The following is a 23886-nucleotide window of genomic DNA, read 5'->3' on the forward strand; positions in this document are numbered from 1 at the left end:
GGCGATGCGTCAGTATCCGGGTGGCAGCGCCGCCAGCATGTCCCGTGTCACCGCGACGGCGTTGTCGGAACTGCCCCCTTCGACCAGCAGCGTCGCGAAAGCGATGTCGCCACGGAAGCCGACGAACCAGGAGTGCGACCCGCCGTCCACTTCGGCTTCGCCGGTCTTGCCGTAGACCTCGCCCTGATCGGCGATCCGCTCTGCCGTACCACCCAGGACCACCTTGCGCATCATCGTGCGCAGTCCCTCGATGACGTCGGGAGCGAGGGCCGGACGGTCGCCATCGACCTGGGTGGGCCGCCCCGCGATCAGGTACGGCACGGGCGCCGAGCCGTGCGCGACGGTCGCCGCCATGAGCGCCATGCCGAACGGGCTGACCACCACTTTGCCCTGACCGATGCCGTCCTCGGTGCGCTGGATCAGGTCGTCCGAGGCGGGCACCGAACCGGTGGTCGTCGGCAGCCCCACCACCGTATACGTGGGCCCCACACCGAGCTTCGCGGCGGCCTCGTGCAACGCGGGACCGGGCAGATCACTGGCGAGTTTGGCGAACGAGGTGTTGCAGGACCGCTCGTAGGCCGTCGACATCGGCACATTGCCGACGGTGAACAGGTTGTAGTTGGGGATGGTCCGCTCCCCGATCACGATTCGGCTCGGGCACGGCAGCACCGTGTCCGGGGTCGCGAGGCCGTTCGACATGGCCGCGGCGGCGGTCACCGTCTTGAACACCGAGCCGGGCGGATACTGGCCGATCGTCGCGAGGGGGCCGTCTCGATCGGCGGCCTTGTTCTGCGCGACCGCCAGGATCGCGCCGGTGGACGGGCGCAGCACCACCATCATGGTCTGCTCGGTACGCGCCTGCACGGCACGCTGTGCGGCGTTCTGCACGTTGCGGTCGACGCTGAGCGAGAACGACGGCGCGGGTTGCGAGGGCACCTCCATCAGGACATCGGTGTCGGCGCCGTTGGCGTTCAAGGTGACCACGCTCCACCCCGCTTTGCCGTCCACTTCCGCGATCACCGTTTTACGCACCTGGGTGAGCAGATCGGGCGCGAACTCCCGATCGGTGGCGACCAGATCCCACTGCTGGGTCAACGTGACGCCGGGCAACCCGATCAGATCGGTGGTCACCTCAGCGGATTCGAGATCGTTGAGCAGCGCGACCGTGTAGGCGCCGTGCGCGGCCTCGGCCGCGTCGAGAATCGACTGCGGCGTCAGCGACTTGTCGAAACGGTACAGCGCGGCGGAGAGCGCGGTGGCCACACTTTTCGGATCGGCGGCGTCGGCCGCCACGAACGCGACCCGGGACACCTTGCCGGGCACCATGATGTCGCTGCCGGACTGCTCGTTCACCCGCGCCCGCGGCGGCGGCTCGGATCGCAACGCCATGGTCTGGGTGTCACCGAGTTTGGGATGGATGTCGGAGGAGGTCCAGCGGACCATCCAACGCCCGTTGCTGCGTCCCATCTGCAACTGGCCCGAGTACTTCCAGGTCCGGTTCTTCGGTAGCCGCCACTCGTAGGTGTAGTCGACGGTCGCGGTGTCACCGGTCACGCGCGCCGCGCCGGTGCGCGCCGTGAGCTGTTCGGCCTGGAGTTGATTCCACGCGGAACGCAATGCGGCGTCTGCCTTTTCCGGCAGGTTCGTGAGGTCGGCGGCGGCGCTGACCCGGTGCTCGGCGAACGCTTTGACGAACGCGTCCGCGACGGGAACCGGCCCCTGCGGCTTGCTCGCACAACCGGCGGCCGCCACCGTGAGGGCCGCGACGGCGACCGAGAGAAGCATCCGAGTGGACATCGGCACCGATGGTAATAGTCACTGATGGGCAAACGCCTGCGGCACTCCGGGATTCGCCGCGGAGTCGGCCACGCTCAGTCGACCAGCACGGTGGCGAAAGTCGCGATCTGCCGGAACCCGACGCGGCTGTAGGCGCGGCGAGCGATCGCGTTGTAGTCGTTCACGTACAGGCTGGCAGTGCGGCCCGAGGCGACCACGGCGTTCGCGACCGCCGCGGTACCCGCGGTGCCATGCCCCTTCCCCCGATGATCCGGGTGCACCCATACGCCTTGGATCTGGCCCGTGCGCCGGGACAGCGAGCCGACCTCCGCTTTGAAGACCACTTCCCCGTCCTCGAAACGAGCCCAGGCGCGGCCGGATTCGATCAAGCTCTGGATGCGGCGGCGATAGCCGCGTCCGCCGTCACCCGCGCGCGGATCGACGCCGACCTCCTCGATGAACATGGCGATCGCGGCCGAAAGGTAGCGGTCGAGTTCGTCGCGACGCACCCGGCGTACCTCCGCGTCGGGCGTGGCCAGTGGTGGCTGGGCCAGTGCCAGCAGCGGTTGTTCCCCGCGTAGCTCACGTTCCGGACCCCAGTGCCCGGTCAACATCTCCCACAGCGGCAACGCCAGTTCCCTGCGCCCGACCACCGAGGAACAGACGCGGGGCCAGCGCATAGCGCGGTCGGCGAACGCGCGAAGTGCGCCACGATCCCCCAGCAACGGCACCAGGTTCGCACCCGAGAAACACAGCGATTCCGACGGACCGCCCCTGCTCCACAGCTCCCCTTGGCCGCACCGGTTGTCCAAACCGAACTCTTGCAGGCGGGCCGCGACCATGCACGAGGCGACCGGATCCGCATCCAGCACACGTAGCACCTGAGCAAGATCCCGATTAGCGAGCTGCCGCGCAGGGGCGTATTTGGCCCGTCGCGCCGGCTCCAGCAGACTCCGCACGATGACAGCCTGCCACGAACCGGCGCTATGCGGTATGACTAAGCCGAAAGCGCTGGTAGGCGCGTCCTCAGCCGACGGTGACGACCGGTTCGCCCGCGCCCGCGTCCTCGCCCATCTCCTCGGCGATGCGCATCGCCTCTTCGATCAGCGTCTCGACGATCTGCGCCTCGGGAACAGTCTTGATGACCTCGCCCTTGACGAAGATCTGGCCCTTGCCGTTGCCGGAGGCCACACCCAGGTCGGCCTCGCGCGCCTCACCGGGCCCGTTCACGACGCAGCCCATGACGGCCACTCGCAGCGGCACCGCCATGCCCTCCAGGCCCGCGGTGACCTCGTTGGCCAGCGTGTACACGTCGACCTGCGCGCGCCCGCAGGAGGGGCACGACACGATCTCGAGCTTGCGCGGGCGCAGGTTCAGCGATTGCAGGATCTGCCCGCCGACCTTGACCTCCTCGGCGGGCGGCGCGGATAGCGAGACGCGGATCGTGTCGCCGATGCCCTCCGCCAGCAGCGCGCCGAACGCGACCGCCGACTTGATCGTGCCCTGGAACGCGGGGCCCGCCTCGGTGACGCCGAGGTGCAGCGGGTAGTCGCACTGCGCGGCCAGCTGCCGGTAGGCCTCCACCATGATCACCGGGTCGTTGTGCTTGACCGAGATCTTGATGTCACCGAACCCGTGCTCCTCGAACAGGCTCGCTTCCCACAGCGCCGACTCCACCAGCGCCTCCGGCGTGGCCTTGCCGTACTTCTCCATCATCCGCTTGTCCAGCGAACCGGCGTTCACGCCGATGCGGATCGGGATGCCCGCCGCACCCGCGGCCTTGGCGACCTCCTTGACCCGGCCGTCGAACTCCTTGATGTTGCCCGGGTTGACCCGGACCGCGGCGCACCCGGCGTCGATCGCGGCGAAGATGTAGCGGGGCTGGAAGTGGATGTCGGCGATCACCGGGATCTGGGATTTCGAGGCGATCGTGGCCAGTGCGTCCGCGTCCTCCTGACGCGGGCAGGCCACCCGCACGATGTCGCACCCCGACGCGGTCAGCTCCGCGATCTGCTGCAGGGTGGCGTTCACATCGTGCGTCTTGGTCGTGGTCATGGACTGCACCGAGATCGGGTGGTCGCTGCCCACCCCGACATTGCCCACCATCAGCTGGCGGGTCTTACGCCGTGGAGCGAGCACTGCCGCGGGGGCGGTCGGCATCCCCAATCCGATTGTGCTGGTCACCTTCGGCTGCCTACTTTCGTCGTGTCCGGCCGGTTCGGTGCCGAGTCTAGCCGTGGCGCGCGACGGCCACCCTACGTCGCCGGTCACACCGCCTGATCGGCGGCGCCGGTCAGAACAGCTTGATCGGGTTCACGATGTCGGCGGCCAGGGTGAGCAGCATGTACGCACCGCCGATCACCACGACGACATAGGTCGCGGGCAGCAACTTCAGGTAATTCACCGGCGCACCCGGCGCGAGTCCCTTCCAACCGCGGATGGTGTTGCGGATCTTCTCGTAGATCACCACCGCGATGTGGCCCCCGTCCAGGGGAAGCAACGGCAGCAGGTTGAAGATGCCGAGGAAGAAGTTCAGGCTGGCCAGCACCAGGATGAAGACGTTCCACAGGCCGCGTTCGGCGGTCTCGCCGCCGATCTTGCTGGCGCCGTACACGCTGACCGGGGTCTCCGGATCACGCTCGCCTCCGGTGACCGCGTTCCACAGCGCGGAGACCTTCGCGGGCATCTCGGTCAGCGAGTCGACCGTGCGCAGGAACATGTCGCCGGTGAACCCGGCGGCGGCGGGGACAGCGCCCAGCAGGTCGTATTGCACGGGGTCGTAGCGCTCGGGCGCCACGCCGACGGCGCCGACCACGCGGCCCTCGCCACCGCCCTCGGGGTAGCGCACGACCCGCTCCGGGGTCACCGGAATGGTGAGGGTGCTGCCGTCGCGCTCGATGAGGTAGGTGAAGGGGCCGGTCTGCTTCTGGGTCTCGGCCTGGAACTGCCGCCAGGTGTCCACCTTGACGCCGTTCACCTCCTTGACGATGTCACCGCGCCGCAATCCGGCGCGCTGCGCCGGACCCGTGCCGGTGCAGGACTCGGACGAGCCGTCCGGCTTCCCCTGCGGCACGCAGCTCATGACCCCCAGCGCGGTGGCGGGGGGTTCCTTCAGATTGGGCAGCCCCCAGCCGACAGCGAGCACCACGATCAAGATGAAGCCGAGGACGAAGTTCATCGCGATGCCGCCGGACATCACCACCAGCCGCTTCCAGGTGGCCTGGCGATACATGGCGCGGTCGAGTTCTTCCGGGCGCAGTTCGTCGAGCGCCGTCATGCCCGCGATGTCGCAGAAACCGCCGAGCGGAAGCGCCTTGAGACCGTATTCGGTCTCGCCCCGGCGGAACGAGAAGATCTTCGGCCCGAATCCGATGAAGTACCGCCGCACCTTCATGCCGGTCGCCTGGGCGGTCCACATGTGCCCACATTCGTGCAGCGCGATCGACACCGTGATGCCCAGCGCGAACAGCACGAACCCCAACGCGAACACCATTTGCTCTACAGCCCTCCTGCGTATGCGCAGCTCGAATATCCCGCACGCGCGCGTCCGCTCCTGGCCGCGAGCACTCTGACCACCTTAATGGGACAAAGCTCTGTCCTGTGTGTTCAGTGTGCCAGGACGCCGTCGCTTCGCGCGTCCGATCCGGCGCCGAAGGGCCTCAGCCGCGTACCCGGGCGGCGGCGAACTCCCGCGCCCAGGTGTCCGCGGCGAGGACTTCGTCGAGCGATTCCGGCTCCGCGCGCCACTGCTGGGCCGCCTCCACCGCGGCGGCCACCGTGCCGACGATCTGCGGGAAACGGATGGCGCCGTCCAGGAAAGCCTGCACCGCGACCTCGTTGGCGGCGTTGTAGACCGCGGTGACACTGCCGCCGGCCTCGCCGGCCGCGCGGGCCAGCTCGACCGCGGGGAAGACGTCGTTGTCGACCGGTTCGAACGTCCAGGTGGACGCGGTGCCGAAATCGCAGGCCGCGGCCGCGCCTGGCACCCGGTCGGGCCAGCCGAGCGCCAGCGCGATGGGCAGCTTCATGTCCGGCGGGCTGGCCTGGGCGAGCGTGGAGCCGTCGGTGAAGGTGACCATCGAGTGCACTATCGACTGCGGGTGCACGGTGACGTCGATGCGGTCGTAGGGCACGCCGAACAGCAGGTGCGTCTCGATCAGCTCGAGTCCCTTGTTCACCAGCGAGGCCGAGTTCAGGGTGTTCATCAAACCCATCGACCAGGTGGGATGCGCTTTGGCCTCGGCGGGCTCGACCGACTCCAGCATCTCGGCGGTCCAGCCGCGGAAGGGGCCGCCGGAGGCGGTCAGCACCAGCCGGTCGACCTCGTCGGCGCGACCGCCGCGCAGGCACTGTGCCAGCGCGGAGTGCTCCGAGTCGACCGGGACGATCTGTCCGGGGACGGCGGCGCGGGTGACCAGGGAGCCGCCCGCGACCAGCGATTCCTTGTTGGCCAGCGCCAGGCGCGTACCGGACTGGAGGGTGGCCAGGGTCGGCTCCAGCCCGAGCGAGCCGACCAGAGCGTTCAGCACGACGTCCGCCTCGGTGCGGCGCACCAGTTCGGTCACCGCACCCGGGCCGCCCAGCCGCAGGTCCAGCCGCTGGGCCGCGGCCGGATCGGCCACGGCCACATTGCGTGTGCCCGTGGCGGCCATCTGGGCGGCGAGCAGCTCGGTGTTGCCGCCGCGCGCGGCGAGTCCGACCACCTCGAAGCGGTCGGGATTGGCGGCGATCACCTCGAGCGCTTGGGTGCCAATGGATCCGGTGCTGCCCAGCAGCAGGACTCTCACGATGTCGGACACGCCTTCATTGTGTCCTACCTGGGGAACGTGTTCGACCGGCGCGGGCCGACTTACAACGACGCACCGTCGTATGTCACGATATGCGGCAGCAGCTCATCGAGTGCGTACCGGAATATCGGTACAAGTAACAGCTAAGGAGCGATCGTGGCCGCCACGGAACTCGAACACGTCGAAACCGAGCGCGTCGTCACTCGCGTGGATCCCGCCGAAGTTCCCTCCGCCGCCTGGGGCTGGAGCGGCGAGTCGCGTCGTACCTTCCGTATCGCGGGCTGGATCGTCGCGCTGATCCTGCTGGCCATGCTGGTCGGCAATCACAAGGGCAAGATCGAGGACATCTTCCTCGTCGGCTTCGCCGTCCTGATCGCGGGCATCCTGATCCGCGACTCGGTGCTCCAGCGCAAGCCGCGCTAGCCGAAAAGTCCTCTCGCACAATTTCATTCGTCCTGTATCGCGGGCTGCGGCCCGGTACCGTGTGCGTCCGAGGTCCGCGTCCCAGCCGGGTCGCGGACCTCGGTTTCTGTTCGCACGACTACTTAGGACGCAATGATCAAGATCTGTTCGGCCGCCCTGCTCGCCGCGAGTGCGTTCGGCTCGCTGCTGTTGTCGCCCGCCGCGCCCGCGTACGCCCAGTCACCGGCGTGCGGCGCGGCCGTCGACGCGATCAACGCCGCCATCGACGAGTCGGGCGGGAATCTGGACCCGACCGTGCAGCAGTCCCTTGCCGCCAAGCTCTCGGCCATCCACGCCGACGGCGCGGAGAAAGAAGCCATCGCCGCCTACGCCCGCGCTCTGACCGACGATAAGGTCACGAGCATGGACGCCGCGACGGACGAGCTGAACCGAGTCTGCAAGAGCTGATCGCCGGGCGGCGCGGACCCGGGCCGGGTTCGCGCCGTCGCCGGACGGATCGCTAGCGTCCGCGGCGTCGGGCAGGTTTCTTCTTGGCCGGGGCCGAACGACCGACCACCTTCTTGGCCGGGGGCTTCTTCCGCGACTCGTCCTTGTCGGCTCGGGCCTGGCTGCGGGAACTGCGCTCGGAACGGCCACGGACGACGCCGACGAACTCCTCGACCAGATCCGTGGTGCGGCCGGCGGGCCAGGCCAGCGCGACCTCCGTGTCGGGAACGTCGAGCATCGGACGGTAGACGAGGTCGCGGCGATGATGCAGGCGAGCGAGCGAGTGCGGCACGATCGCCGCGCCGCCGACCGCCGCGACCAGCTCGAGAGCGCCGCCGATCGCATCGACGTCCGAGGTGTCCTGGAGACGCTCGTCGGCCAGGTCGGCCATGCGCACCTCGTCGAACACCGACAGCGGGTGTTCCTTCTGCACCACCACGACCGGGACCTCACGGTAGAGCGGGATCGCGCTCATGCCTTCGCGGTCGATCGGCAGCCGGACGAAGCACATGTCCACGCTCCCCGCGCGTAGAGCCGCCTCCTGATCCGCCTGCGCCAGCGCGCTCACCTCCAGCGGGATGTCCGGGAACCGCTCGGCCCAGATCCGGGTCCATTTGGACACCGTGACGCCCGGCACGAAACCCACCCGCAGGGCGGCCGATGCCTCCGGCTCGTGCCGCTGCGCCGCCGACTCGGCGCGCGCGATGATCTCGCGGGCCCGCTCCAGCAATTCGCGGCCGTCGTCGGTGAGCTGGGTCGGTTGCGCGCCGGGCACGAAAAGCTTTGTGCCGAGTTCGTTTTCCAAGTCGATGACGGTATGGCTGAGCTTCTGCCGCGAGATGTGCAGCGACTTCGCCGCGCGCGCGAAGTGCAACTCCTGCGCGACCGCGACGAACCAGCGCAGGCGCACGACATCGATCGACTCCAACGGGCTCATTCGTGGAAGCGTATGCCACCGCGCGGTCGGGCCCCGCCGCGCCGCCCAGTAAGCTGGGTCGGTGAGCCCGGACAAGAAACCGCAGATGATGAAGCCGTTGACGGCGGCGAACAAGCTCGGCATCTACCTTCCGGCCGCACCCGAGGAGTTCCGCAACACGCCGATCTCCCGCACCCAGCTCGACGCGCTGCGCGCCGATCCGCCCGAATGGCTCACCGAACTGCGCCGCACCGGCCCGTTCCCGCGCGACGTGGTGGCACGCAAACTCGGCGTCTCCAACACCGGCTTGACCCGCGCCGGGGTCTCCGACCATCTCACGGTCGACGAGATCGACGCCCTGCTCGCCGACCCGCCGGAGTGGCTCGTGCGCGAGCGGGAGAACTACGCCGCGGTCCGCGCGGAGAACGAGCGCATCAAGACGAAGGAAGCCGAACGTCGCGCCGCCACCAACCGTCCGGCGAAGAACCGCGGCTAGCGCTTCCGTCGGGAAAACGCTCGTCCTGCAGTAGGCGGCGCGAGGCTATGCCGCCACCCATCATGCGCGGCCGAGTATTCAGTTCTCCGCGGCCAACTGCCCGCAGGCGGCGGCGATCTCTTGGCCGCGGGTGTCGCGGACCGTGCAGGGCACGCCCTTGGCGTTGACGCGGCGGACGAACTCCTGCTCGACCGGCTTGGGGCTGGCATCCCACTTGGAGCCCGGAGTCGGGTTGAGCGGGATGACGTTGACGTGGACCCTGGAGCCGAGCGCCTTGTGCAGCTTCTCGCCCAGCATATCCGCGCGCCACGGATGGTCGTTGATGTCCCGGATGAGCGCGTATTCGACCGAGACGCGGCGGCCGGTCTTGTCGGCGTAGTAGCGGGCCGCGTCGAGCACCTCGGCGACCGGCCAGCGGTTGTTCACCGGAACCAGGGTGTCGCGCAGTTCGTCGTCGGGCGTGTGCAGCGAGACCGCGAGCGTCACCGACAATCCCTCGTCGGCCAGTTTGCGGATGGCCGGAGCCAGCCCCACGGTCGAGACCACGACATTGCGCTGGGAGATACCGAGTCCGTCCGGCGCGGGCGAGGTGATCCGGCGGACCGCGGCGACCACCCGCTTGTAGTTCGCCAGCGGCTCCCCCATGCCCATGAAGACGACGTTGGACAGTCTGCCCGGCCCACCGGCCACTTCCCCGTCCCGCAGCGCGGCGGCCGCGGCACGCACCTGGTCGACGATCTCCGCGGTGGACAGGTTGCGGTTCAGCCCACCTTGGCCGGTGGCACAGAACGGGCACGCCATGCCGCAACCGGCCTGGCTGGAGATGCACAGGGTCGCGCGATCGGGGTAGCGCATGAGCACGCTTTCCAGCAGCGTGCCGTCGCCCGCACGCCAGAGCGTTTTGCGAGTCTCCCCCTCGTCACACGCGACATGCTTGACCACGTCGAGCAGCGGCGGGAACAGTGCCTCGCCGATCTTCTCCCGGACCGCGGCGGGCAGATCCGTCATCCGCGCCGGATCGGCCTGCAATCGCGCGTAGTACTGCCGGGCGATCTGATCGGCGCGGAACTTCGGCAGGCCCAGTTCTTCGATGGCCGCGCGCCTGCCATCGGCGTCGAGGTCGGCGAGATGACGCGGCGGCATGCCACGGCGCGGAGCGTCGAAAACCAGGGGCAGGGAGACGGTCATAATTGTTCCATTCTCCCATCCGCGGCAGACACCCCCGCACTCGACCACATACGCACGTCTCGACATGCCCGGTTCGTCCCGAGGAAATGCGTGCGGGCGTGATAGCCGTCGGCCATGATCGAGATATGTCCACGCATGCCGAACACCCGCCGGAACCGGATCCGGACCTGTCACAGCGCAAGCGCACGACGCCGCCGGGCGCCCCGCCGGTCGTTCCGCCCGCCGTCCCGGTCAAGAAGTCTCTTGCCTCGCGCACGGGTTACGCCTGGACCGGACTCGTCGCAGGCGTCTTGATCCTGGTCCTGTTGCTGATCTTCATCGTGCAGAACCTCGAGCAGGTCCAAGTGCACTTCTTCTTCTGGGACTTCTCGCTGCCACTCGGCGTCACCGTGCTGCTGTCGATGATCGGCGGCGCGCTCGTCATGGCCTCGGTGGGCGGCGTGCGCATCCTGCAGCTGCGCCGCGCGGCCAAGAAGGTCTGACGCGCCGGATCACAGCAGCGTGGACAGCACCAGCCAGGAGACGAACGCCGAGGGGAGCATGGAGTCGAGGCGGTCCATGATGCCGCCGTGGCCCGGCAGCAGCGTGCCCATGTCCTTGATGCCGAGTTCGCGCTTGATCTGCGATTCGATCAGATCGCCGCAAGTGGCCACCAGCACCAGGCCGACGCCGAGGACGACGCCGATCATCGAGTTGGCATCCAACAGGAGCGTCACCGTGAGCAGACCGCCGATCACACTGAACACCAGCGAGCCGCCGAAACCCTCCCACGACTTCTTCGGGCTGATCGAGGGCACCATCGGATGCTTGCCGAACAGCACGCCCGCCACATAACCGCCGACGTCGGAGCAGACCACCAGGATCATGAAGGTCAGCACCCGCAGGTTGCCGTCGGGCTCGAGCAGCAGCAGGGTGGCGAAGGAGGCGAGCAGCGGAATCCAGGCGAGCGTGAACACCGTGATAGCGGTGTCGCGCAAGAAGTTTCGTGGAGCTGTCCGTAAGCCGTGGTCGAACAGCCGCCACGCCATGCAGATCAGCGTGGTCGCGGCGAACGCGCCCGCGACACCGCTGGCGCCGTACGGCCAGCCCAGCCAGAACACCGCTTGGCCGCCCACGATCAGCGGAATCCGCGGGACGAGCACATCGGCCTCGCGCAGGCGCTTGGCGACCTCCCAGGTGGCCACGCCGACCCCGGCCGCCGCGACGCCGATGAACACCTTCGGCACGAACAGCAGGATCGCGATCAGCGAGAGGCCGAGGCCGAAGCCGACGGCCAGCGCGGCGGGCAGATTGCGACCCGCCCGCGAACCACTCGAGGCGGGAGCGGTGTGCGCCGCGGCGGGATTCGCGGGACCGCCTAACCGTTCATAACCGGAAGCACCAGCATCGTGCGCGTGTTGTCGCATCGCATCGGCTGTTCCGTTCACCGGCGGCTCCTCTGCCGCACCGGTCGCGGCGGCATTCTCGGCCACGATTGTCCCGTCGCTCAACTCGTCGTTCCGTTCGTCCCCCGCCCGGGCGGGCCTCGGCGCTGTCACGGGCGGCACTCGCGGTGACTTGGGCCTCCTCCGGGCCCGGTCACTCCTGCCGACCGATCCGCGTCAGACCTCGAGCAGTTCGGCTTCCTTGTGCTTGACCAGTTCATCGATCTGGCCGACATACTTGGCGGTGGTCTTGTCGAGCTCCTTCTCGGCACGCCCGACCTCGTCCTCGCCCGCCTCGCCATCTTTCTGGATGCGGCCCAGTTCGTCCATCGCCTTGCGACGGACATTGCGAATGGCGACCTTGGCGTCCTCGCCCTTGCCTCTCGCCTGCTTGGCGAGTTCACGGCGGCGCTCCTCGGTCAGCTGCGGCACCGAGATGCGGATGATGTCCCCGTTGTTGGTGGGGTTGACGCCGAGATCCGAATTGCGGATCGCGGTCTCGATCGGCCCGAGCTGGGCCGCCTCGTAGGGCTTGATCACGACCATGCGCGGCTCCGGCACCGTGATGCTGGACATCTGGGTGATCGGGGTCGGCGATCCGTAGTAGTCGACCACGACCCGAGAGAACATGCCCGGATTCGCGCGACCGGTGCGAATGGTTCCGAGATCGTCCTTCGCCACCGAGACGGCCTTCTCCATCTTCTCCTCGGCGTCGAAGAGCGCTTCTTCAATCACGACCGTTTCCTCCACAGCGTCGTCATGTCATGATCCGCGGTCGGCGGGTATCAGGACCGAACCAGTGTGCCGATCTTCTCACCGGCGACCGCGCGGGCGATATTGCCCTTGGTCAACAAATTGAACACCAGAATCGGCATCTGGTTGTCCATGCACAAGCTGAAGGCGGTCGCGTCCGCGACCTTGAGGTCGCGCTCGATGACCTCTTTGTGGGTGATCTCGGTGTACATGGTCGCGGTCTCGTCGACGCGCGGGTCGGCGGTGAACACTCCATCGACCGCCTTGGCCATCAAGACCACGTCCGCGCCGATCTCCAGCGCGCGCTGCGCGGCGGTGGTGTCGGTGGAGAAGTACGGCATGCCCATGCCCGCTCCGAAGATGACCACGCGGCCCTTCTCCAGATGCCGCTTGGCGCGCAGCGGGAGGTAGGGCTCGGCGACCTGGCCCATGGTGATCGCGGTCTGCACCCGGGTGTCCACGCCTTGCTGCTGCAGAAAGTCTTGCAGCGCAAGGCTGTTCATCACCGTGCCGAGCATGCCCATGTAGTCCGAGCGCGCGCGTTCCATGCCGCGCTCCTCGAGTTCGGCGCCGCGGAAGAAGTTCCCGCCCCCGATCACCACGGCCACCTGGACGCCGGTGGCGACCACCTCGGCGATCTGCTCGGCCACCGTCTGCACCACGTCCGGGTCGAGTCCGACCTTCCCGCCGCCGAACATCTCTCCGCCGAGTTTCAGCAGTACCCGGCGATATCCTGGGCGATCGGTCCCCGGGTCCGTCATGGGTCTCCAGTCTCCTTCGGCGAGGGATTGTCGTTCTTCCGGCGATTCGTTGCTCACGGCAGGCGCCTGTGACGTAGAGCAAGGCAGAGCGGCATCTATCCTGCCTTATTCGGTTGGAGCGGCAGCAGAAGGCCCCCCGTCAACCGGCGTTCGTTCGGTCGGCGGGGGGCCTGCACGCTGAAGGTGCGGCGAAACTCAGTTCGCGCCGACCTCGAAGCGGGCGAAGCGGGTGACGGTGACACCGGCCTCGTCCAGCAGAGCCTTGACGGTCTTCTTCGAATCGGTGACCGACGGCTGCTCGAGCAGCACGACGTCCTTGAAGAAGCCGTTGACCCGGCCCTCGGTGATCTTCGGCAGCGCGGCCTCGGGCTTGCCCTCCTCGCGAGCGGTCTGCTCGGCGATGCGGCGCTCGTTCTCCACGAGGTCGGCGGGAACCTCGTCGCGGGTCACATACTTGGCCTTGAGCGCGGCGACCTGCATGGCGGCGGCGCGAGCGGCCTCGGCCGCAGCGTCGCCCTCACCGGTGTACTCGACCAGCACGCCGACGGCGGGCGGCAGATCGGAGGCACGCTTGTGCAGATAGGTGGCGACCGGGCCGTTCAGCGAGATGACGCGGCGCAGCTCGAGCTTCTCGCCGATCTTCGCGGCGAGCGCCTGCACAGCCTCGTCGACGGTCTTGCCGCCCAGGTCAAGAGCCTTCAGCGTGTCCAGGTCGCCTGGCTTGGCGGACGCCGCCGCGGCGACGACCTGCTCGGCCAGCTGCTGGAACTCCGCGTTCTTCGCGACGAAGTCGGTCTCGGAGTTGATCTCGACCATGACGCCGTCCTTGGCGGCGACCAGGCCTTCGGCGGTGGTGCGCTCGGCACGCTTGCCGACGTCCTTCGCGCCCTTGATGCGCAGCAGCTCGACGGCCTTGTCGAAGTCACCGTCGGTCTCGGCCAGCGCGTTCTTACAATCCATCATGCCGGAGCCGGTCAGCTCCCGGAGCCGCTTCACGTCGGCAGCGGTGTAGTTCGCCATTCTCGGCGAGCCTCCTTTGGAGAAGTGTGGATGTTGACAGCGGCGATCACGATGGCACTGGCTCGTGATCGCCGCCGAAACAGCTGGTTACGAGTCCGCTCAGGCCTCGGCGGACGTCTCTGCGGCCTCGGCGCCGGGGGCGGCCTGCGCGAGCAGCTCCTGCTCCCACTCGGCCAGCGGCTCGCCCGCGCCCGCCTCCGGCTTCTCGTCGCCCGAGGACAGACCGGCGCGCGCCTGCACGCCCTCGGCCACCGCGGAGGCGACGACCTTGGTCAGCAGTGCGGCGGAGCGGATCGCGTCGTCGTTGCCCGGGATCGGGTAGTCGACCAGGTCGGGGTCGCAGTTGGTGTCCAGGATCGCGATGACCGGGATGTTCAGCTTGCGCGCCTCACCGACGGCGATGTGCTCCTTGTTGGTGTCGACGACCCAGATGGCCGAGGGCACCTTCTGCATGTCGCGGATACCGCCGAGGGTGCGCTCCAGCTTGTTCATCTCACGCGTCAGCATGAGGATTTCCTTCTTGGTGCGACCCTCGAAACCACCGGTCTGCTCCATGGCCTCGAGCTCCTTGAGGCGCTGCAGACGCTTGTGCACGGTGGAGAAGTTGGTGAGCATGCCGCCCAGCCAGCGCTGGTTGACGTAGGGCATCCCGACGCGAGTCGCCTCGGCCGCGATCGACTCCTGGGCCTGCTTCTTGGTGCCGACGAAGAGGACGGTGCCACCGTGGGCGACGGTCTCCTTGACGAACTCGTAGGCCTTGTCGATGTAGGTCAGCGTCTGCTGCAGGTCGATGATGTAGATGCCGTTGCGGTCGGTGAAGATGAACCGCTTCATCTTCGGGTTCCAGCGCCGGGTCTGGTGTCCGAAGTGTGCGCCGCTATCGAGCAGCTGCTTCATGGTTACGACAGCCATAGCTCCCGTATCTCTCTTTCGTTTGCCGGTTGACGCAGCGAATCGGCGATCCGCTGCCCTGGCGCCACCGAATCGTCGGACCCGACCACGAAGGTGGGGACCAGCCGGCGATTCCCTGTTCCGAACACGCTGCCGCGAACCCAATTTGTCTCGAGCTCGATTCGAACAGCGCCGCTATGAACAAGCACGGTGGCGCGCGAAGTCGGTCCATGCACGCACAGACCGCTCGATCAGTTTACGACCTCGGGGCACCAGATCTAAATCGGTCCGATCCGAAGCCTCCGACCAGGCGGAACGGCGGCTTTCCACAGTCGAGCGGGTTATCCCCATTCCACGGATCGAGCCCTCGGCGACGCCGGAACCGCGGAAGGGTTGAGCCATGAAACCGATCTCCACCGCGACAACCCTTCTTCTTCCGCTGTTCTTCGCGCTCGGCATAGTGACCGCGCCGCCGGTCGGGGCCGAGACGCCTGCCGCGAAACCCGGGCTCGGGGCCTGCACGGGCTCCGTCTGCCTGCCGTCTCTGTCCGGCCTGCCGCGTCGCGCGCCGCTGCCCTTCCGGCAAGCCGGACTCGGTGGCGGTAAGGACGACCGGCATGAGACGAGTTCCGCCTCCGGTAGCGACCTGTGCGCACCGCCCGCACCCCTGTGCGGGTCGTAGTCGGCCCTCAAGGCGCGGCGCGAATGACCAGGTCGAATGCGATGCGGCGGCGGTCTTCTTCGGCGCTGGCTCTCGGCATCGCCGCAATCGTCGCGGCGGCCCCGACCGCGACAGCCCGACCCGAAGGGCGATTCGACTGGCCCCTGCAGCCGCGCCCCGCGGTGGTTCGGCACTTCGACAAACCCGCGCAGAACTGGCTACCGGGGCATCGCGGGGTCGATCTGGCAGGCGCCGAGGGGCAAGCTGTGCTCGCGGCGGGAGCGGGGATCGTCATTTTCGCCGGAACGGTGGCCGACAAGCCGGTTGTTTCCATCGACCACCCCGGCGGGCTGCGCACGACATACGAGCCCGTTCGCGCCGAAGTCCCCGTGGGAAGGCGGGTCGGACGAGGTACCCGGATCGGCACGCTGGAGTCCGGGCATCTGGGATGCGTGGCGGTGTGCCTCCACTGGGGAGCCCGCGTCGAGGGCGGTCTCCACCGCGACCGTGAGTATCTGGACCCCCTAGGGCTTCTGCATCTCACTCCCCTGCGGCTCAAGCCGGTGCGTCCTGGTTCCAGCGTCGGACGATCCGCCGCGTCGCAGCGCATCGGTCGGCGGCCTCGGCGCGCCCCCGGACCGGCGTGTCTGCGGCAGAAGGTGGCGAGACCGTAGGCCGTGGGGCGAAGATCAGGACATGGCGGATGGGCTGGAGCCGTTCACGTACTCCGAACTCGGCGCGACCCGGGGTGTGGTGCCGGAGGGCTATCACGGGTTACGGCTGCGGCGGCGCATCGGCCGGGGACGCGCGCTGTTCGAGCAGGCGGGGGCGCAAATTCTGGCCTACCGCGTGCAGAAGGGCACCGGGATCTTCCGATCCGCCGATACTCCGACGGCCGAGCCCGGCACCGCCGTCACCGTGCGGCTCGGAGTCGGTCCGTTCGGGATCACCGCTCCGTGCCGCGTGGTGTACGTCCTCGACGAACCCGACCGGCGGGGTTTCGCCTACGGCACCCTGCCCGGACACCCGGCCTCCGGTGAAGAATTGTTCGCGGTCGAGTACGACTCCGCCGATGACATGGTGTACGGGCTGATCGTCGCGTTCTCCCGCCCAGCCACCTGGTACGCCCGGCTCGGCGGACCCGTGATGCGGCTGACCCAGCGCTTCGTCGCGGGCCGATACCTCGCGACATTGCCGACGTCCGATTGAACGATGACGGAACGGCCGTACGTTCGGAACAACCGAAAATGGCTTTGTATCAGAACTTTTGATCAACCAGCAGGGCAGCGCGGACGGGGCGATAATGTTCCGGTGACCGGCGAACCCGAAATGGCCGAGGGTCCTGTGAATTTCCCTGTGGACAGCGATCCCCCCTCGCCCATTTACGGCGAGGCACTCGACAGCCGTGCCGAGATCCAGGAGATCATCGAATCTTCTCGACTGATGGGCGTCGAGTCCCTTTCGTTCGACCAGATGATGACCTACATCACGGCGAAGCGCGAATACCAAGCATCGGCCTATGCCGACACCGAGGCCGTCGACCGAGCTCGGCGCGACCATGAACTGCAGGCCGAGTCGCGCCGCACCGAGCTGATCAAAGAAGAGGCGGAGGCGAGGAACAAGATCCTGGAGGCGCGCTACCGCGCAGGACTCGCCGCCGCGCTGGTGGCGGGCACGGTGGCCGGAGTCATGTTCGGCATCGTCAAAGGTCTGCCCGCACAGGAACTGACGCAATACCTGGCGCCGGTGTCGGGCCTCGCCGGGATCGTGGTCGGCTATTTCTTCGGCCGCGAGGCGAGATGAGAAAAGCGCGAACTACGGTGTGACGATCGCGAAATCGGGGTCCGGGGCGTCGAAGATGTCGACCAGTTCGGCGAGCTTGGTGACGTCTCCCTCGATGACGATGTCGCCGGCGGCCGCCGCGACGCCGAAGTCGTCGCCGGCCAGCAGCACGCGGATCAGTGTTGCCTTGGCCAGCGTGAAGGCGGCATCGGCTTCCGGCAGGGACATGCCCGCGGCGACGTCGAAGTGGGTGAGGCGGCCGTTGCGCAACTCGAGCCGATGGGTGCGGTCCTGGTCGGTGAGGATCCAGTCCGTCACCAGCCGATGGTTCCACGCCTTCGGGCCGTCGACGCGCAACGCCAGCGCGTCGAAGATCTGGTCGACGGACAGCGCCGCCGCCATGGTGGCCGATTCCGTCTTGGTGGGCGTGCCGAACGAGCCGTAGCGCAGTTCGTAGGCGCCGCTGAGATAGAAGTTGCGCCACGTGGCGTTCTCCGCGCCGTAGCCCAGTTGCTCGAATGTGCTGGCCTGCAATTCTTTCGCGGCGTCGTTGTCCGGATCGGCGAAGATGACATAGTTGACCACCTGCGCCACCCAGCGGTAGTCCCCGGCGTCGTAGGAGGCCCGCGCTCTGCGGAGTACTTCTTCCGCACCACCCATGAATTCCACGTGCCGCCGAGCGGATTCGACCGGCGGATGCTCCCACAGATGTGCGGGGTTGCCGTCGAACCACCCCATGTAGCGCTGATAGACAGCCTTCACGTTGTGACTGACCGAGCCGTAATACCCGCGCGCGTGCCAGGCCTCCTCGATGGCGGGCGGGAGGGCGACCAGCTCGGCGATCTCCGCGCCGACGTAGCCCTGGTTCAGCAGGCGGACGGTCTGGTCGTGCAGATACCCGTACAGATCCCGTTGCAGCGAGAGGAACTCCACCAGGCGGTCGGTGCCCCAGGTCGGCCAATGGTGCGAGGCGAAGACGACGTCGGAGTCACGGGCGAACAGGTTGATCGCCTCGGTCAGGTATTTCGCCCAGACATGCGCGTCACGCACCAGTGCGCCGCGCAGCGTGAGCACGTTGTGCAGGGTGTGGGTCGCGTTCTCCGCCATGCACAGCGCGCGACGGTCGGGGAAGTGGAAATTCATCTCCGCGGGCGCTTCGGTGCCGGGCGTGAGCTGAAAGACCATCCGTATGCCGTCGATCGTCTTCTCTTCCCCGGTGGCGGTGATGTCGACGGTCGGGGGGATCAACGTGACCGTGCCGACCGACGTGGTCTGGCCCAGCCCGGAGCCCACCGCGCCCAGCGGACCGCGCGGCAGCACGGCGCCGTACATGTACCCCGCACGGCGCGCCATCGCCGTGCCCGCGTAGATGTTCTCCGCCACCGCGTGTTCCAGGAATCCGGCGGGCGCCAGCACCGGGCAGCGTCCCGTCTCGACCTCCTCGGCGGTGATGACGCCGCAGGCTCCGCCGAAATGGTCGGCGTGCGAATGCGTGTAGATCAGACCGGTCACCGGGCGGTCGCCACGATGCGCGCGGTAGAGCGCGAGACCGGCCGCGGCGGTCTCGACCGAGATCAGCGGATCGATCACGAGGACTCCGGTCTCGCCTTCGACCAGCGTCATATTGGAGATGTCGAAACCACGGATCTGATAGATGCCCGCGCAGACCTCGTACAACCCCTGTCGCACCGCGAGGCCGGACTGCCGCCACAGGCTCGGATGGACCGAGGGCGGGCAGGGTTCGCGCAGGAACGAGTAGGAGTCGTTGTCCCAGACGACGGTTCCGTCTTCGGAGGTGACCACCCCGGGATCCAGCGCGGCGACGAAGCCGCGATCGGCGTCGGCCAGATCGGTCGTGTCGGCGAATGGCAGCGCGGCGGTCGCACGCTCGTGCTCCGCGACGATGAAGCCGCTCGGCTCGCTCGCTGTGCACATTGTCGTCCTCCTGTCGTCTCGGCCAACTTTGCTGGGCCGCTACCCGGTCAGGGCAGCGGTTCGAGAGAACCGGCCGCCGCGGCGGCCAGCGCGACCACGACCACAGCCGCGGCCGTCGCGGTGATGACGCGGCTGCCGTGGGCATAGCGGCCCCGGCGAAGACCGCGGTTACGCAGATAACAAGCCCCCGTCAGCGCCGCCATCGCGATCGCGGCGCCGATGGGCGCGACCGCGGCCGCACGCCATCCGCTGCCGAGAGCCTGATGCAGGAACAGCGTGCCGACGACCATCGCCGACACGGCGGTGCGCCGCCACGCCAGTGCGGTGCGTTCGGCGGATAGATGTGGCGCGCTCACCGCAGCAGCACCGCCACCGCCGCCAGTACCGAGACGATCGCGATGCCCGCCGACAGGATCGGCACCAGCACCGTCTCCGGCAGCGGATCGCCGCGCCGCATGGCCACGCCGATGCGCCGCCAGTGCCCGTACGCGCCGATCGCGACGATCGCCGCCAAGACCAGGCAGCTGAGCGCGATCGCGCGCCGCAATCCCGCGATCCGGAACGACTGAACCAGTGTGTGCACCGCGACGCCACCGGCCAGCAGTCCGAGCGAGGTCCGCATCCAAGCCAGGAAGGTGCGCTCGTTGGCGAGCGTGAAGCGATAGTCGAGCTCCTCCTCACCCTCTTCCCCTTCGGCTCCGGGGTTCGGGTTCGGGAGCGTCACGCCGCCTCGGTTCGGGTCGAACGACATCGGGCGTCCGCCCACCTGCGCCTCGCGAGGGCGCCCCGCTCGCGCCCCGCGGGTCTGCATGTCGTTGCGCCAGGCGGTGTTCCGATGCGCAGGAGGACGCCGGACTGCACGGTGGTCACGACACACCACGCTAGTGGGGATCGGGGTAGCTCGCGGCGCACCATCACCGGCGGCGGGAACGCGACCGACTCCGCTACGTGTCCTGAGAATCTTGCCCGGGCGAGCACGCTGACCATCGAGCGGTCCGGTCGGCCGGCCGAAGACCCGAACGTTTCCGAATAAATCAGCAACCAAAGTTTCGACGCGTGTCCGGGACCGGAAATAGCTTGCGCAAGCCACCCGGAATCTTGCGATATCCGCTGTTCACAGCGCCCATCAGCGACGCAGGTCCGGTCGGCGACGATCACGGGCACACTCCATAACTGAGAGCGTTGGCAAACGATCCGCTAAGCCAGGCTAACCGCAGGCGCGCCGGACCGTCCACGTACCCCACCCGCCCGTGACCGGGTGGTTATGCGGAAGGCACGTCAGATCGAGATCGCGTCTTCGAACGTCATCGCCAGCCGCGAGACGGACGACGACATCGACGCACGCCGCGGCAGGCCGAGCGACCGGAGTTCCGCGGCGATCGCATGGTCGCCCAGCGTCAGCTCCGCCCCGCCGAAACGCGCACGCATGCCGGAAGGCCGCATCTCCCAGCGCGTGCAGCGAGTGACGCCGTCGATGTGCGAGTAGGCGTCGAACGAGGACGCCGCGGCGCGGCCGTTCGGGGTCGCGAACCCCGGCCGCACCGTGAGATCGGCGATGAGCTGCCCGTCCTGGTGCAGCGCGCCGCTGGGCGTGCGGCCGTCGTGATCGACGACGAATTCGGCGAGTTCCTTCGGAAAGCCCCAGATGCCACGCCCTGCGGCCAAAGTGAACTCGCCGTCCACCGGCAGCTTGTGGATGAACACGCCGGCCTGCCCGGTCACCAGCGCCCGCAGGTCGCCGATTCCGGAGGGCGCCCCCGCGGTGTGGTGGCGCACCATGAACGAGACGCCGAACTCGTTGTACGGCCCCAGATCGCCGTCGACGTAGTCGACGAAGACCAGCGTGCACATCGCCCGCCCGCCCGGGAGCCGGAGAATCCCCAAGCCGGAGTAGTCGATGAGGCGCTGCGCCCGTTCAGCGGGCACCAGATAGGTGGCCATGAACGCGTGCGCGAGCCGGATGCGGACCGGCATGCGCACCTCTCGGCCGAGAACGGTGTGCGTGCTCACGTCAGACGCCTTTCTGCGCATCGGCGCTCGGGCGCGCCGCGTGGCCATGCGTGATCCGGTACCGGATCACGTCTATAGAACACGTTTCAATTTATCGGCACAATCCCGATTCTCACCTCGTTTCAACTACCGAGAACCTGTTTCACGTTCGATCGGCGTCACCCATGGGAGATCCCGCCGCCCGCGACTCTTGCCCAGGTTCCCGCAGGTTGCGCAGGCGAGCTTCCAGGCCATCGAGGACGCAGAGCAAGCCGAAGTCGAACGCCATCGCACGCCCGGCCTCCTGGTCGGTCGGCACGGTCGCCCGATAGTCCGCCAGCATCTCGGGATAGTCGCCGGCCACGTCCTGCATCACGCGCAGCACGCCGTCGGCGTCGATCTCCATCCCCTCGGACACCTTGTCCCATGCGATCTCCGGAATCACCTGGCCTAAGACGAAACACATCACCGTGCCGCTGGCCAGATAGATGTCCACGCCATGAAAACCCGCCCGGACGAACGCGCGGCGCAGCCGATCGCTCAAACGCAGCGAGTTGGGCCCGATGCTCGGCAGTTGCCCGACCAGCGACGCCATCCATGGGTGCTCCCTGATGGACGCGCGCAAGTTGTAGGCGAAGGTGTTCAGCAGTTCACGCCAGGACGCCTCCTCGGGCTCCGGAGTCCGGACCAGACCCCAGAACTCGTCGAGCACCAATTCCAGCAACTCGTCCTTGTTGGAGACGTGCCAGTAGAGACTGGTCGCCCCCGCACCCAGTTTCGCGCCGAGCTTGCGCATGCTCAGCGACTCCAGCCCCTCGGCGTCGAGAATCTCGACGGCCGCCGCGATGATCTGCTCGCGGCGCAGCCCGGGCGATTTGGGCTGGCGCGGCTGCTTGGTCCATACCGACGCGAACTGCTTGGTCACAACACGATCTTATAATCGCTCGCACACTGTTCGATTTTCTCGTACGCTGTGCGAGTGGAATCGAACATTGTGCGAGACCCCCGGCGCTGGTGGGTCCTGGGGGTCCTCTGCCTGTCCTTGCTGGTGCTGATGCTCGACAGCACCGTGCTGAATCTCGCCATCCCCTCGCTGATTCGGGAACTGGGCGCGACACCGTCGGATGTCCAGTGGATCCTGGACGCCTACGTGCTGGTCTTCGCCGGGCTCCTGCTGACCGCGGGCAGCTTGTCCGACCGGTTCGGCAGGCGACGAGCGCTGATCACCGGACTCGCCGTGTTCGGGATGGCCTCGCTGGCCGCCGTACTGGCGACCGAACCGTGGCAGGTCGTGGCCGCCCGCGTCGCGATGGGCGTCGGTGGGTCGCTGTTGATGCCGTCGACGCTGTCGATCCTGATGACCAGCTTCGCCGAGGACGAACGGCGCACGGCGATGGCGGCGTGGTCGACGGTCTCCATGGTCGGCATCGTCGCCGGTCCCACGCTGGGCGGCTTCCTGCTCCAGCACTACTGGTGGGGATCGGTGTTCCTGCTCAATATCCCGGTGGCGGTGCTCGCGATCATCGCGGCCGTCGTGCTGATGCCGGAGACCACCGGCGAGCAGCGACCGGTCGATCTCGTCGGCGTCGTCCTGTCCGTCGTGGCGCTGAGCGCCACGGTCTACGTGATCATCGAACGGGAATGGAACGTCGGCGTGCTCGCGCTGGCCGCTGTCGCGGCGACCGCCTTCGTCATCTGGGAGAGCCGATCGGCACATCCGATGCTGCCGTTGGCGGTGTTCCGCAGCCGCGATTTCACCGGCACCTGTTTCACCCTGTTGCTGATGGTCTTCGGCATGGGTGCGGTCATGCTGATGCTCACTCAGTACTTGCAGTTCGTACTCGGCTACGGCCCGATGAAGGCCGGACTGGCGTTGCTCCCGTACGCCGTGGCCGCCGCGGTCTGCAACGGCCTCGGCGCGACGCTCGGCAAGACGCTGAGCAACAAGACACTCGTCGTGTCCGGCCTGCTCGTCATGGGAGTGGCCTTCGGCATCCTCGCGCTCGGGAGCGGATATCTCTGGGTGCTGGTCAGCATGCTGGTGATGGGTGTGGGCGGCGGCTTGGCGGGTCCGGCCGCCTACGCGGCCATCATGAGTGCCATTCCGCTGGAGCACGCCGGTGTCGGCTCCGCGATGAACGACACGATCCAGCAAGTCGGCATGGCGATCAGCATCGCCGTCCTCGGTAGCGTGCTGGCCGGTGTGTTCACCTCGAACATGCCCGCCGACGCGCCCGACGCGGCGCGTGAATCCATCGGCGCCGCCTTCCAGCTCGGCTACGTCGAGCCCGCCAAGGACGCCTTCACCGCCGCCATGTCCACGGGCGCGTGGATCAGCGCCGGATTCAGCATCGCCGCCGCCGTGCTCGGCGCGGTGCTGCTGCGCGCCCGGCGTCCGCAATCGACCGAGCAGCCGGATCCCGCTCCGGTCGCGCACGGCTGATCGTTTCGGCGGGCCGCGCCGGGTAGGTGAGATCACCGTCCGGCGCGGCGCCGCCTGATTCGGCGGCCACATTCGTTTGCGCAGAATAGCGATTCCGATGTCTTCTCGCCTCCTCCGGTATGAATGATTCCGACCCGGAGGCTGATGGCCTCTTG

At 67.9% G+C, this 23886-nt stretch carries 26 protein-coding genes; 9 read left to right on the forward strand and 17 right to left on the reverse strand.

Annotation, left to right across the window (positions count from 1 at the left end; genetic code table 11):
- Positions 1–9 precede the first annotated feature (9 nt).
- The 5 genes from ACIA5H_RS15545 to dxr form a co-directional block, all read right to left on the reverse strand.
- Positions 10–1797 carry a penicillin-binding transpeptidase domain-containing protein gene (locus tag ACIA5H_RS15545; protein WP_397076594.1) on the reverse strand — a complete coding sequence of 596 codons (1788 nt, stop codon included), beginning with the start codon at positions 1795–1797 and terminating at the stop codon, positions 10–12.
- A 74-nt stretch (positions 1798–1871) separates the two neighbouring features.
- Positions 1872–2735: a GNAT family N-acetyltransferase gene (locus ACIA5H_RS15550; RefSeq protein ID WP_397076595.1), complete on the reverse strand. Its 864-nt coding sequence runs from the start codon at positions 2733–2735 to the stop codon at positions 1872–1874.
- 67 nt (positions 2736–2802) lie between these two features.
- On the reverse strand, positions 2803–3960 hold the full coding sequence (ispG, locus tag ACIA5H_RS15555) for a flavodoxin-dependent (E)-4-hydroxy-3-methylbut-2-enyl-diphosphate synthase (protein WP_379251452.1): 1158 nt from the start codon (positions 3958–3960) through the stop codon (positions 2803–2805).
- Between the two features lie 109 nt (positions 3961–4069).
- On the reverse strand, positions 4070–5269 hold the full coding sequence (locus ACIA5H_RS15560) for a site-2 protease family protein (RefSeq protein WP_355069942.1): 1200 nt from the start codon (positions 5267–5269) through the stop codon (positions 4070–4072).
- Between the two features lie 166 nt (positions 5270–5435).
- Complete coding sequence (gene dxr / locus ACIA5H_RS15565) at positions 5436–6575, reverse strand: 1-deoxy-D-xylulose-5-phosphate reductoisomerase (RefSeq protein ID WP_356961328.1); 1140 nt, start codon at positions 6573–6575, stop codon at positions 5436–5438.
- 144 nt (positions 6576–6719) lie between these two features.
- Here dxr and ACIA5H_RS15570 point away from each other — a divergent pair, with 144 nt between their 5' ends.
- A complete protein-coding gene (locus tag ACIA5H_RS15570; RefSeq protein ID WP_355069939.1) occupies positions 6720–6986 on the forward strand; it encodes a DUF2631 domain-containing protein in 267 nt (88 codons plus the stop codon).
- Positions 6987–7118: 132 nt separating this feature from the next.
- The gene (locus tag ACIA5H_RS15575; RefSeq protein ID WP_397076596.1) at positions 7119–7433 is read left to right on the forward strand and encodes a hypothetical protein; all 315 of its coding nucleotides are present in this window, start codon (positions 7119–7121) and stop codon (positions 7431–7433) included.
- Between the two features lie 52 nt (positions 7434–7485).
- On the opposite strand, the gene ACIA5H_RS15580 is transcribed toward ACIA5H_RS15575, so the two are convergent.
- A complete protein-coding gene (locus tag ACIA5H_RS15580; RefSeq protein ID WP_364427146.1) occupies positions 7486–8409 on the reverse strand; it encodes a LysR substrate-binding domain-containing protein in 924 nt (307 codons plus the stop codon).
- A 61-nt stretch (positions 8410–8470) separates the two neighbouring features.
- Here ACIA5H_RS15580 and ACIA5H_RS15585 point away from each other — a divergent pair, with 61 nt between their 5' ends.
- Positions 8471–8884 carry a DUF5997 family protein gene (locus ACIA5H_RS15585; RefSeq protein ID WP_397076597.1) on the forward strand — a complete coding sequence of 138 codons (414 nt, stop codon included), beginning with the start codon at positions 8471–8473 and terminating at the stop codon, positions 8882–8884.
- Between the two features lie 78 nt (positions 8885–8962).
- On the opposite strand, the gene rlmN is transcribed toward ACIA5H_RS15585, so the two are convergent.
- Positions 8963–10072 carry a 23S rRNA (adenine(2503)-C(2))-methyltransferase RlmN gene (gene rlmN, locus ACIA5H_RS15590; protein WP_397076598.1) on the reverse strand — a complete coding sequence of 370 codons (1110 nt, stop codon included), beginning with the start codon at positions 10070–10072 and terminating at the stop codon, positions 8963–8965.
- Between the two features lie 125 nt (positions 10073–10197).
- Here rlmN and ACIA5H_RS15595 point away from each other — a divergent pair, with 125 nt between their 5' ends.
- Positions 10198–10554 (forward strand): lipopolysaccharide assembly LapA domain-containing protein, encoded by a 357-nt coding sequence (locus ACIA5H_RS15595; RefSeq protein ID WP_379251454.1) that lies wholly within the window; start codon positions 10198–10200, stop codon positions 10552–10554.
- A 9-nt stretch (positions 10555–10563) separates the two neighbouring features.
- Here ACIA5H_RS15595 and ACIA5H_RS15600 read toward each other — a convergent pair whose 3' ends face one another.
- From ACIA5H_RS15600 to rpsB, 5 genes are all read right to left on the reverse strand, one after another.
- On the reverse strand, positions 10564–11478 hold the full coding sequence (locus tag ACIA5H_RS15600; protein ID WP_379251573.1) for a phosphatidate cytidylyltransferase: 915 nt from the start codon (positions 11476–11478) through the stop codon (positions 10564–10566).
- A 195-nt stretch (positions 11479–11673) separates the two neighbouring features.
- Positions 11674–12231, reverse strand: a complete 558-nt coding sequence (gene frr, locus ACIA5H_RS15605) for a ribosome recycling factor (protein ID WP_355069927.1) — start codon at positions 12229–12231, stop codon at positions 11674–11676.
- 50 nt (positions 12232–12281) lie between these two features.
- Positions 12282–13010 carry a UMP kinase gene (gene pyrH / locus ACIA5H_RS15610; RefSeq protein WP_039799499.1) on the reverse strand — a complete coding sequence of 243 codons (729 nt, stop codon included), beginning with the start codon at positions 13008–13010 and terminating at the stop codon, positions 12282–12284.
- A gap of 195 nt (positions 13011–13205) precedes the next feature.
- A complete protein-coding gene (gene tsf, locus ACIA5H_RS15615; protein ID WP_355069925.1) occupies positions 13206–14030 on the reverse strand; it encodes a translation elongation factor Ts in 825 nt (274 codons plus the stop codon).
- Positions 14031–14129: 99 nt separating this feature from the next.
- A complete protein-coding gene (gene rpsB, locus ACIA5H_RS15620) occupies positions 14130–14942 on the reverse strand; it encodes a 30S ribosomal protein S2 (RefSeq protein ID WP_355069923.1) in 813 nt (270 codons plus the stop codon).
- Between the two features lie 379 nt (positions 14943–15321).
- Between rpsB and ACIA5H_RS15625 the strand changes: the two genes are divergently transcribed.
- The 4 genes from ACIA5H_RS15625 (at position 15322) to ACIA5H_RS15640 (ending at position 17385) form a co-directional block, all read left to right on the forward strand.
- Positions 15322–15603, forward strand: a complete 282-nt coding sequence (locus ACIA5H_RS15625) for a hypothetical protein (protein WP_397076599.1) — start codon at positions 15322–15324, stop codon at positions 15601–15603.
- Between the two features lie 23 nt (positions 15604–15626).
- Complete coding sequence (locus tag ACIA5H_RS15630) at positions 15627–16256, forward strand: M23 family metallopeptidase (RefSeq protein WP_397076600.1); 630 nt, start codon at positions 15627–15629, stop codon at positions 16254–16256.
- Between the two features lie 22 nt (positions 16257–16278).
- Positions 16279–16791, forward strand: a complete 513-nt coding sequence (locus tag ACIA5H_RS15635; RefSeq protein ID WP_397076601.1) for a DUF1990 family protein — start codon at positions 16279–16281, stop codon at positions 16789–16791.
- Positions 16792–16893: 102 nt separating this feature from the next.
- Positions 16894–17385 carry a hypothetical protein gene (locus ACIA5H_RS15640; protein ID WP_379251458.1) on the forward strand — a complete coding sequence of 164 codons (492 nt, stop codon included), beginning with the start codon at positions 16894–16896 and terminating at the stop codon, positions 17383–17385.
- Between the two features lie 12 nt (positions 17386–17397).
- Here the strand turns inward: ACIA5H_RS15640 and ACIA5H_RS15645 are convergent, their stop codons facing one another.
- The 5 genes from ACIA5H_RS15645 to ACIA5H_RS15665 form a co-directional block, all read right to left on the reverse strand.
- Positions 17398–19299, reverse strand: coding sequence for an alkyl/aryl-sulfatase (locus ACIA5H_RS15645; RefSeq protein WP_379251459.1), 1902 nt, complete (start codon positions 19297–19299; stop codon positions 17398–17400).
- Between the two features lie 47 nt (positions 19300–19346).
- Entirely contained in the window at positions 19347–19655 is a 309-nt protein-coding gene (locus tag ACIA5H_RS15650) for a DUF202 domain-containing protein (protein ID WP_379251460.1), read from the reverse strand.
- On the reverse strand, positions 19652–20050 hold the full coding sequence (locus ACIA5H_RS15655; RefSeq protein ID WP_397076602.1) for a YidH family protein: 399 nt from the start codon (positions 20048–20050) through the stop codon (positions 19652–19654). Before ACIA5H_RS15655 ends, ACIA5H_RS15650 begins: the two co-directional genes overlap by 4 nt.
- Before the next feature lie 527 nt (positions 20051–20577).
- Positions 20578–21309 (reverse strand): acetoacetate decarboxylase family protein, encoded by a 732-nt coding sequence (locus ACIA5H_RS15660; RefSeq protein ID WP_356961313.1) that lies wholly within the window; start codon positions 21307–21309, stop codon positions 20578–20580.
- Between the two features lie 142 nt (positions 21310–21451).
- A complete protein-coding gene (locus ACIA5H_RS15665; protein ID WP_397076603.1) occupies positions 21452–22213 on the reverse strand; it encodes a TetR/AcrR family transcriptional regulator in 762 nt (253 codons plus the stop codon).
- Positions 22214–22267: 54 nt separating this feature from the next.
- On the opposite strand from ACIA5H_RS15665, the gene ACIA5H_RS15670 reads away from it, so the two are divergent.
- Positions 22268–23731, forward strand: a complete 1464-nt coding sequence (locus ACIA5H_RS15670) for an MFS transporter (RefSeq protein ID WP_397076604.1) — start codon at positions 22268–22270, stop codon at positions 23729–23731.
- The last annotated feature ends 155 nt before the right edge of the window (positions 23732–23886 follow it).

Source organism: Nocardia sp. NPDC051900 (genome assembly GCF_044452545.1).
Classification (GTDB): domain Bacteria; phylum Actinomycetota; class Actinomycetes; order Mycobacteriales; family Mycobacteriaceae; genus Nocardia; species Nocardia sichangensis.

Bases quoted from the DNA above. Each gene is read 5' to 3' on its own strand.
- ACIA5H_RS15560 (WP_355069942.1), bottom strand. From the start codon at position 5,269: ATGGTGTTCGCGTTGGGGTTCGTGCTGTTCGCGCTGGGCATCACGGTG.
- ACIA5H_RS15600 (WP_379251573.1), bottom strand. From the start codon at position 11,478: ATGCGACAACACGCGCACGATGCTGGTGCTTCCGGTTATGAACGGTTA.
- ACIA5H_RS15575 (WP_397076596.1), top strand. From the start codon at position 7,119: ATGATCAAGATCTGTTCGGCCGCCCTGCTCGCCGCGAGTGCGTTCGGC.
- ACIA5H_RS15595 (WP_379251454.1), top strand. From the start codon at position 10,198: ATGTCCACGCATGCCGAACACCCGCCGGAACCGGATCCGGACCTGTCA.
- tsf (WP_355069925.1), bottom strand. From the start codon at position 14,030: ATGGCGAACTACACCGCTGCCGACGTGAAGCGGCTCCGGGAGCTGACC.
- ACIA5H_RS15580 (WP_364427146.1), bottom strand. From the start codon at position 8,409: ATGAGCCCGTTGGAGTCGATCGATGTCGTGCGCCTGCGCTGGTTCGTC.
- rpsB (WP_355069923.1), bottom strand. From the start codon at position 14,942: ATGGCTGTCGTAACCATGAAGCAGCTGCTCGATAGCGGCGCACACTTC.
- ACIA5H_RS15635 (WP_397076601.1), top strand. From the start codon at position 16,279: ATGGCGGATGGGCTGGAGCCGTTCACGTACTCCGAACTCGGCGCGACC.
- ACIA5H_RS15630 (WP_397076600.1), top strand. From the start codon at position 15,627: ATGACCAGGTCGAATGCGATGCGGCGGCGGTCTTCTTCGGCGCTGGCT.
- ACIA5H_RS15645 (WP_379251459.1), bottom strand. From the start codon at position 19,299: ATGTGCACAGCGAGCGAGCCGAGCGGCTTCATCGTCGCGGAGCACGAG.
- ACIA5H_RS15655 (WP_397076602.1), bottom strand. From the start codon at position 20,050: ATGTCGTTCGACCCGAACCGAGGCGGCGTGACGCTCCCGAACCCGAAC.
- ACIA5H_RS15545 (WP_397076594.1), bottom strand. From the start codon at position 1,797: ATGTCCACTCGGATGCTTCTCTCGGTCGCCGTCGCGGCCCTCACGGTG.
- rlmN (WP_397076598.1), bottom strand. From the start codon at position 10,072: ATGACCGTCTCCCTGCCCCTGGTTTTCGACGCTCCGCGCCGTGGCATG.
- pyrH (WP_039799499.1), bottom strand. From the start codon at position 13,010: ATGACGGACCCGGGGACCGATCGCCCAGGATATCGCCGGGTACTGCTG.
- ACIA5H_RS15625 (WP_397076599.1), top strand. From the start codon at position 15,322: ATGAAACCGATCTCCACCGCGACAACCCTTCTTCTTCCGCTGTTCTTC.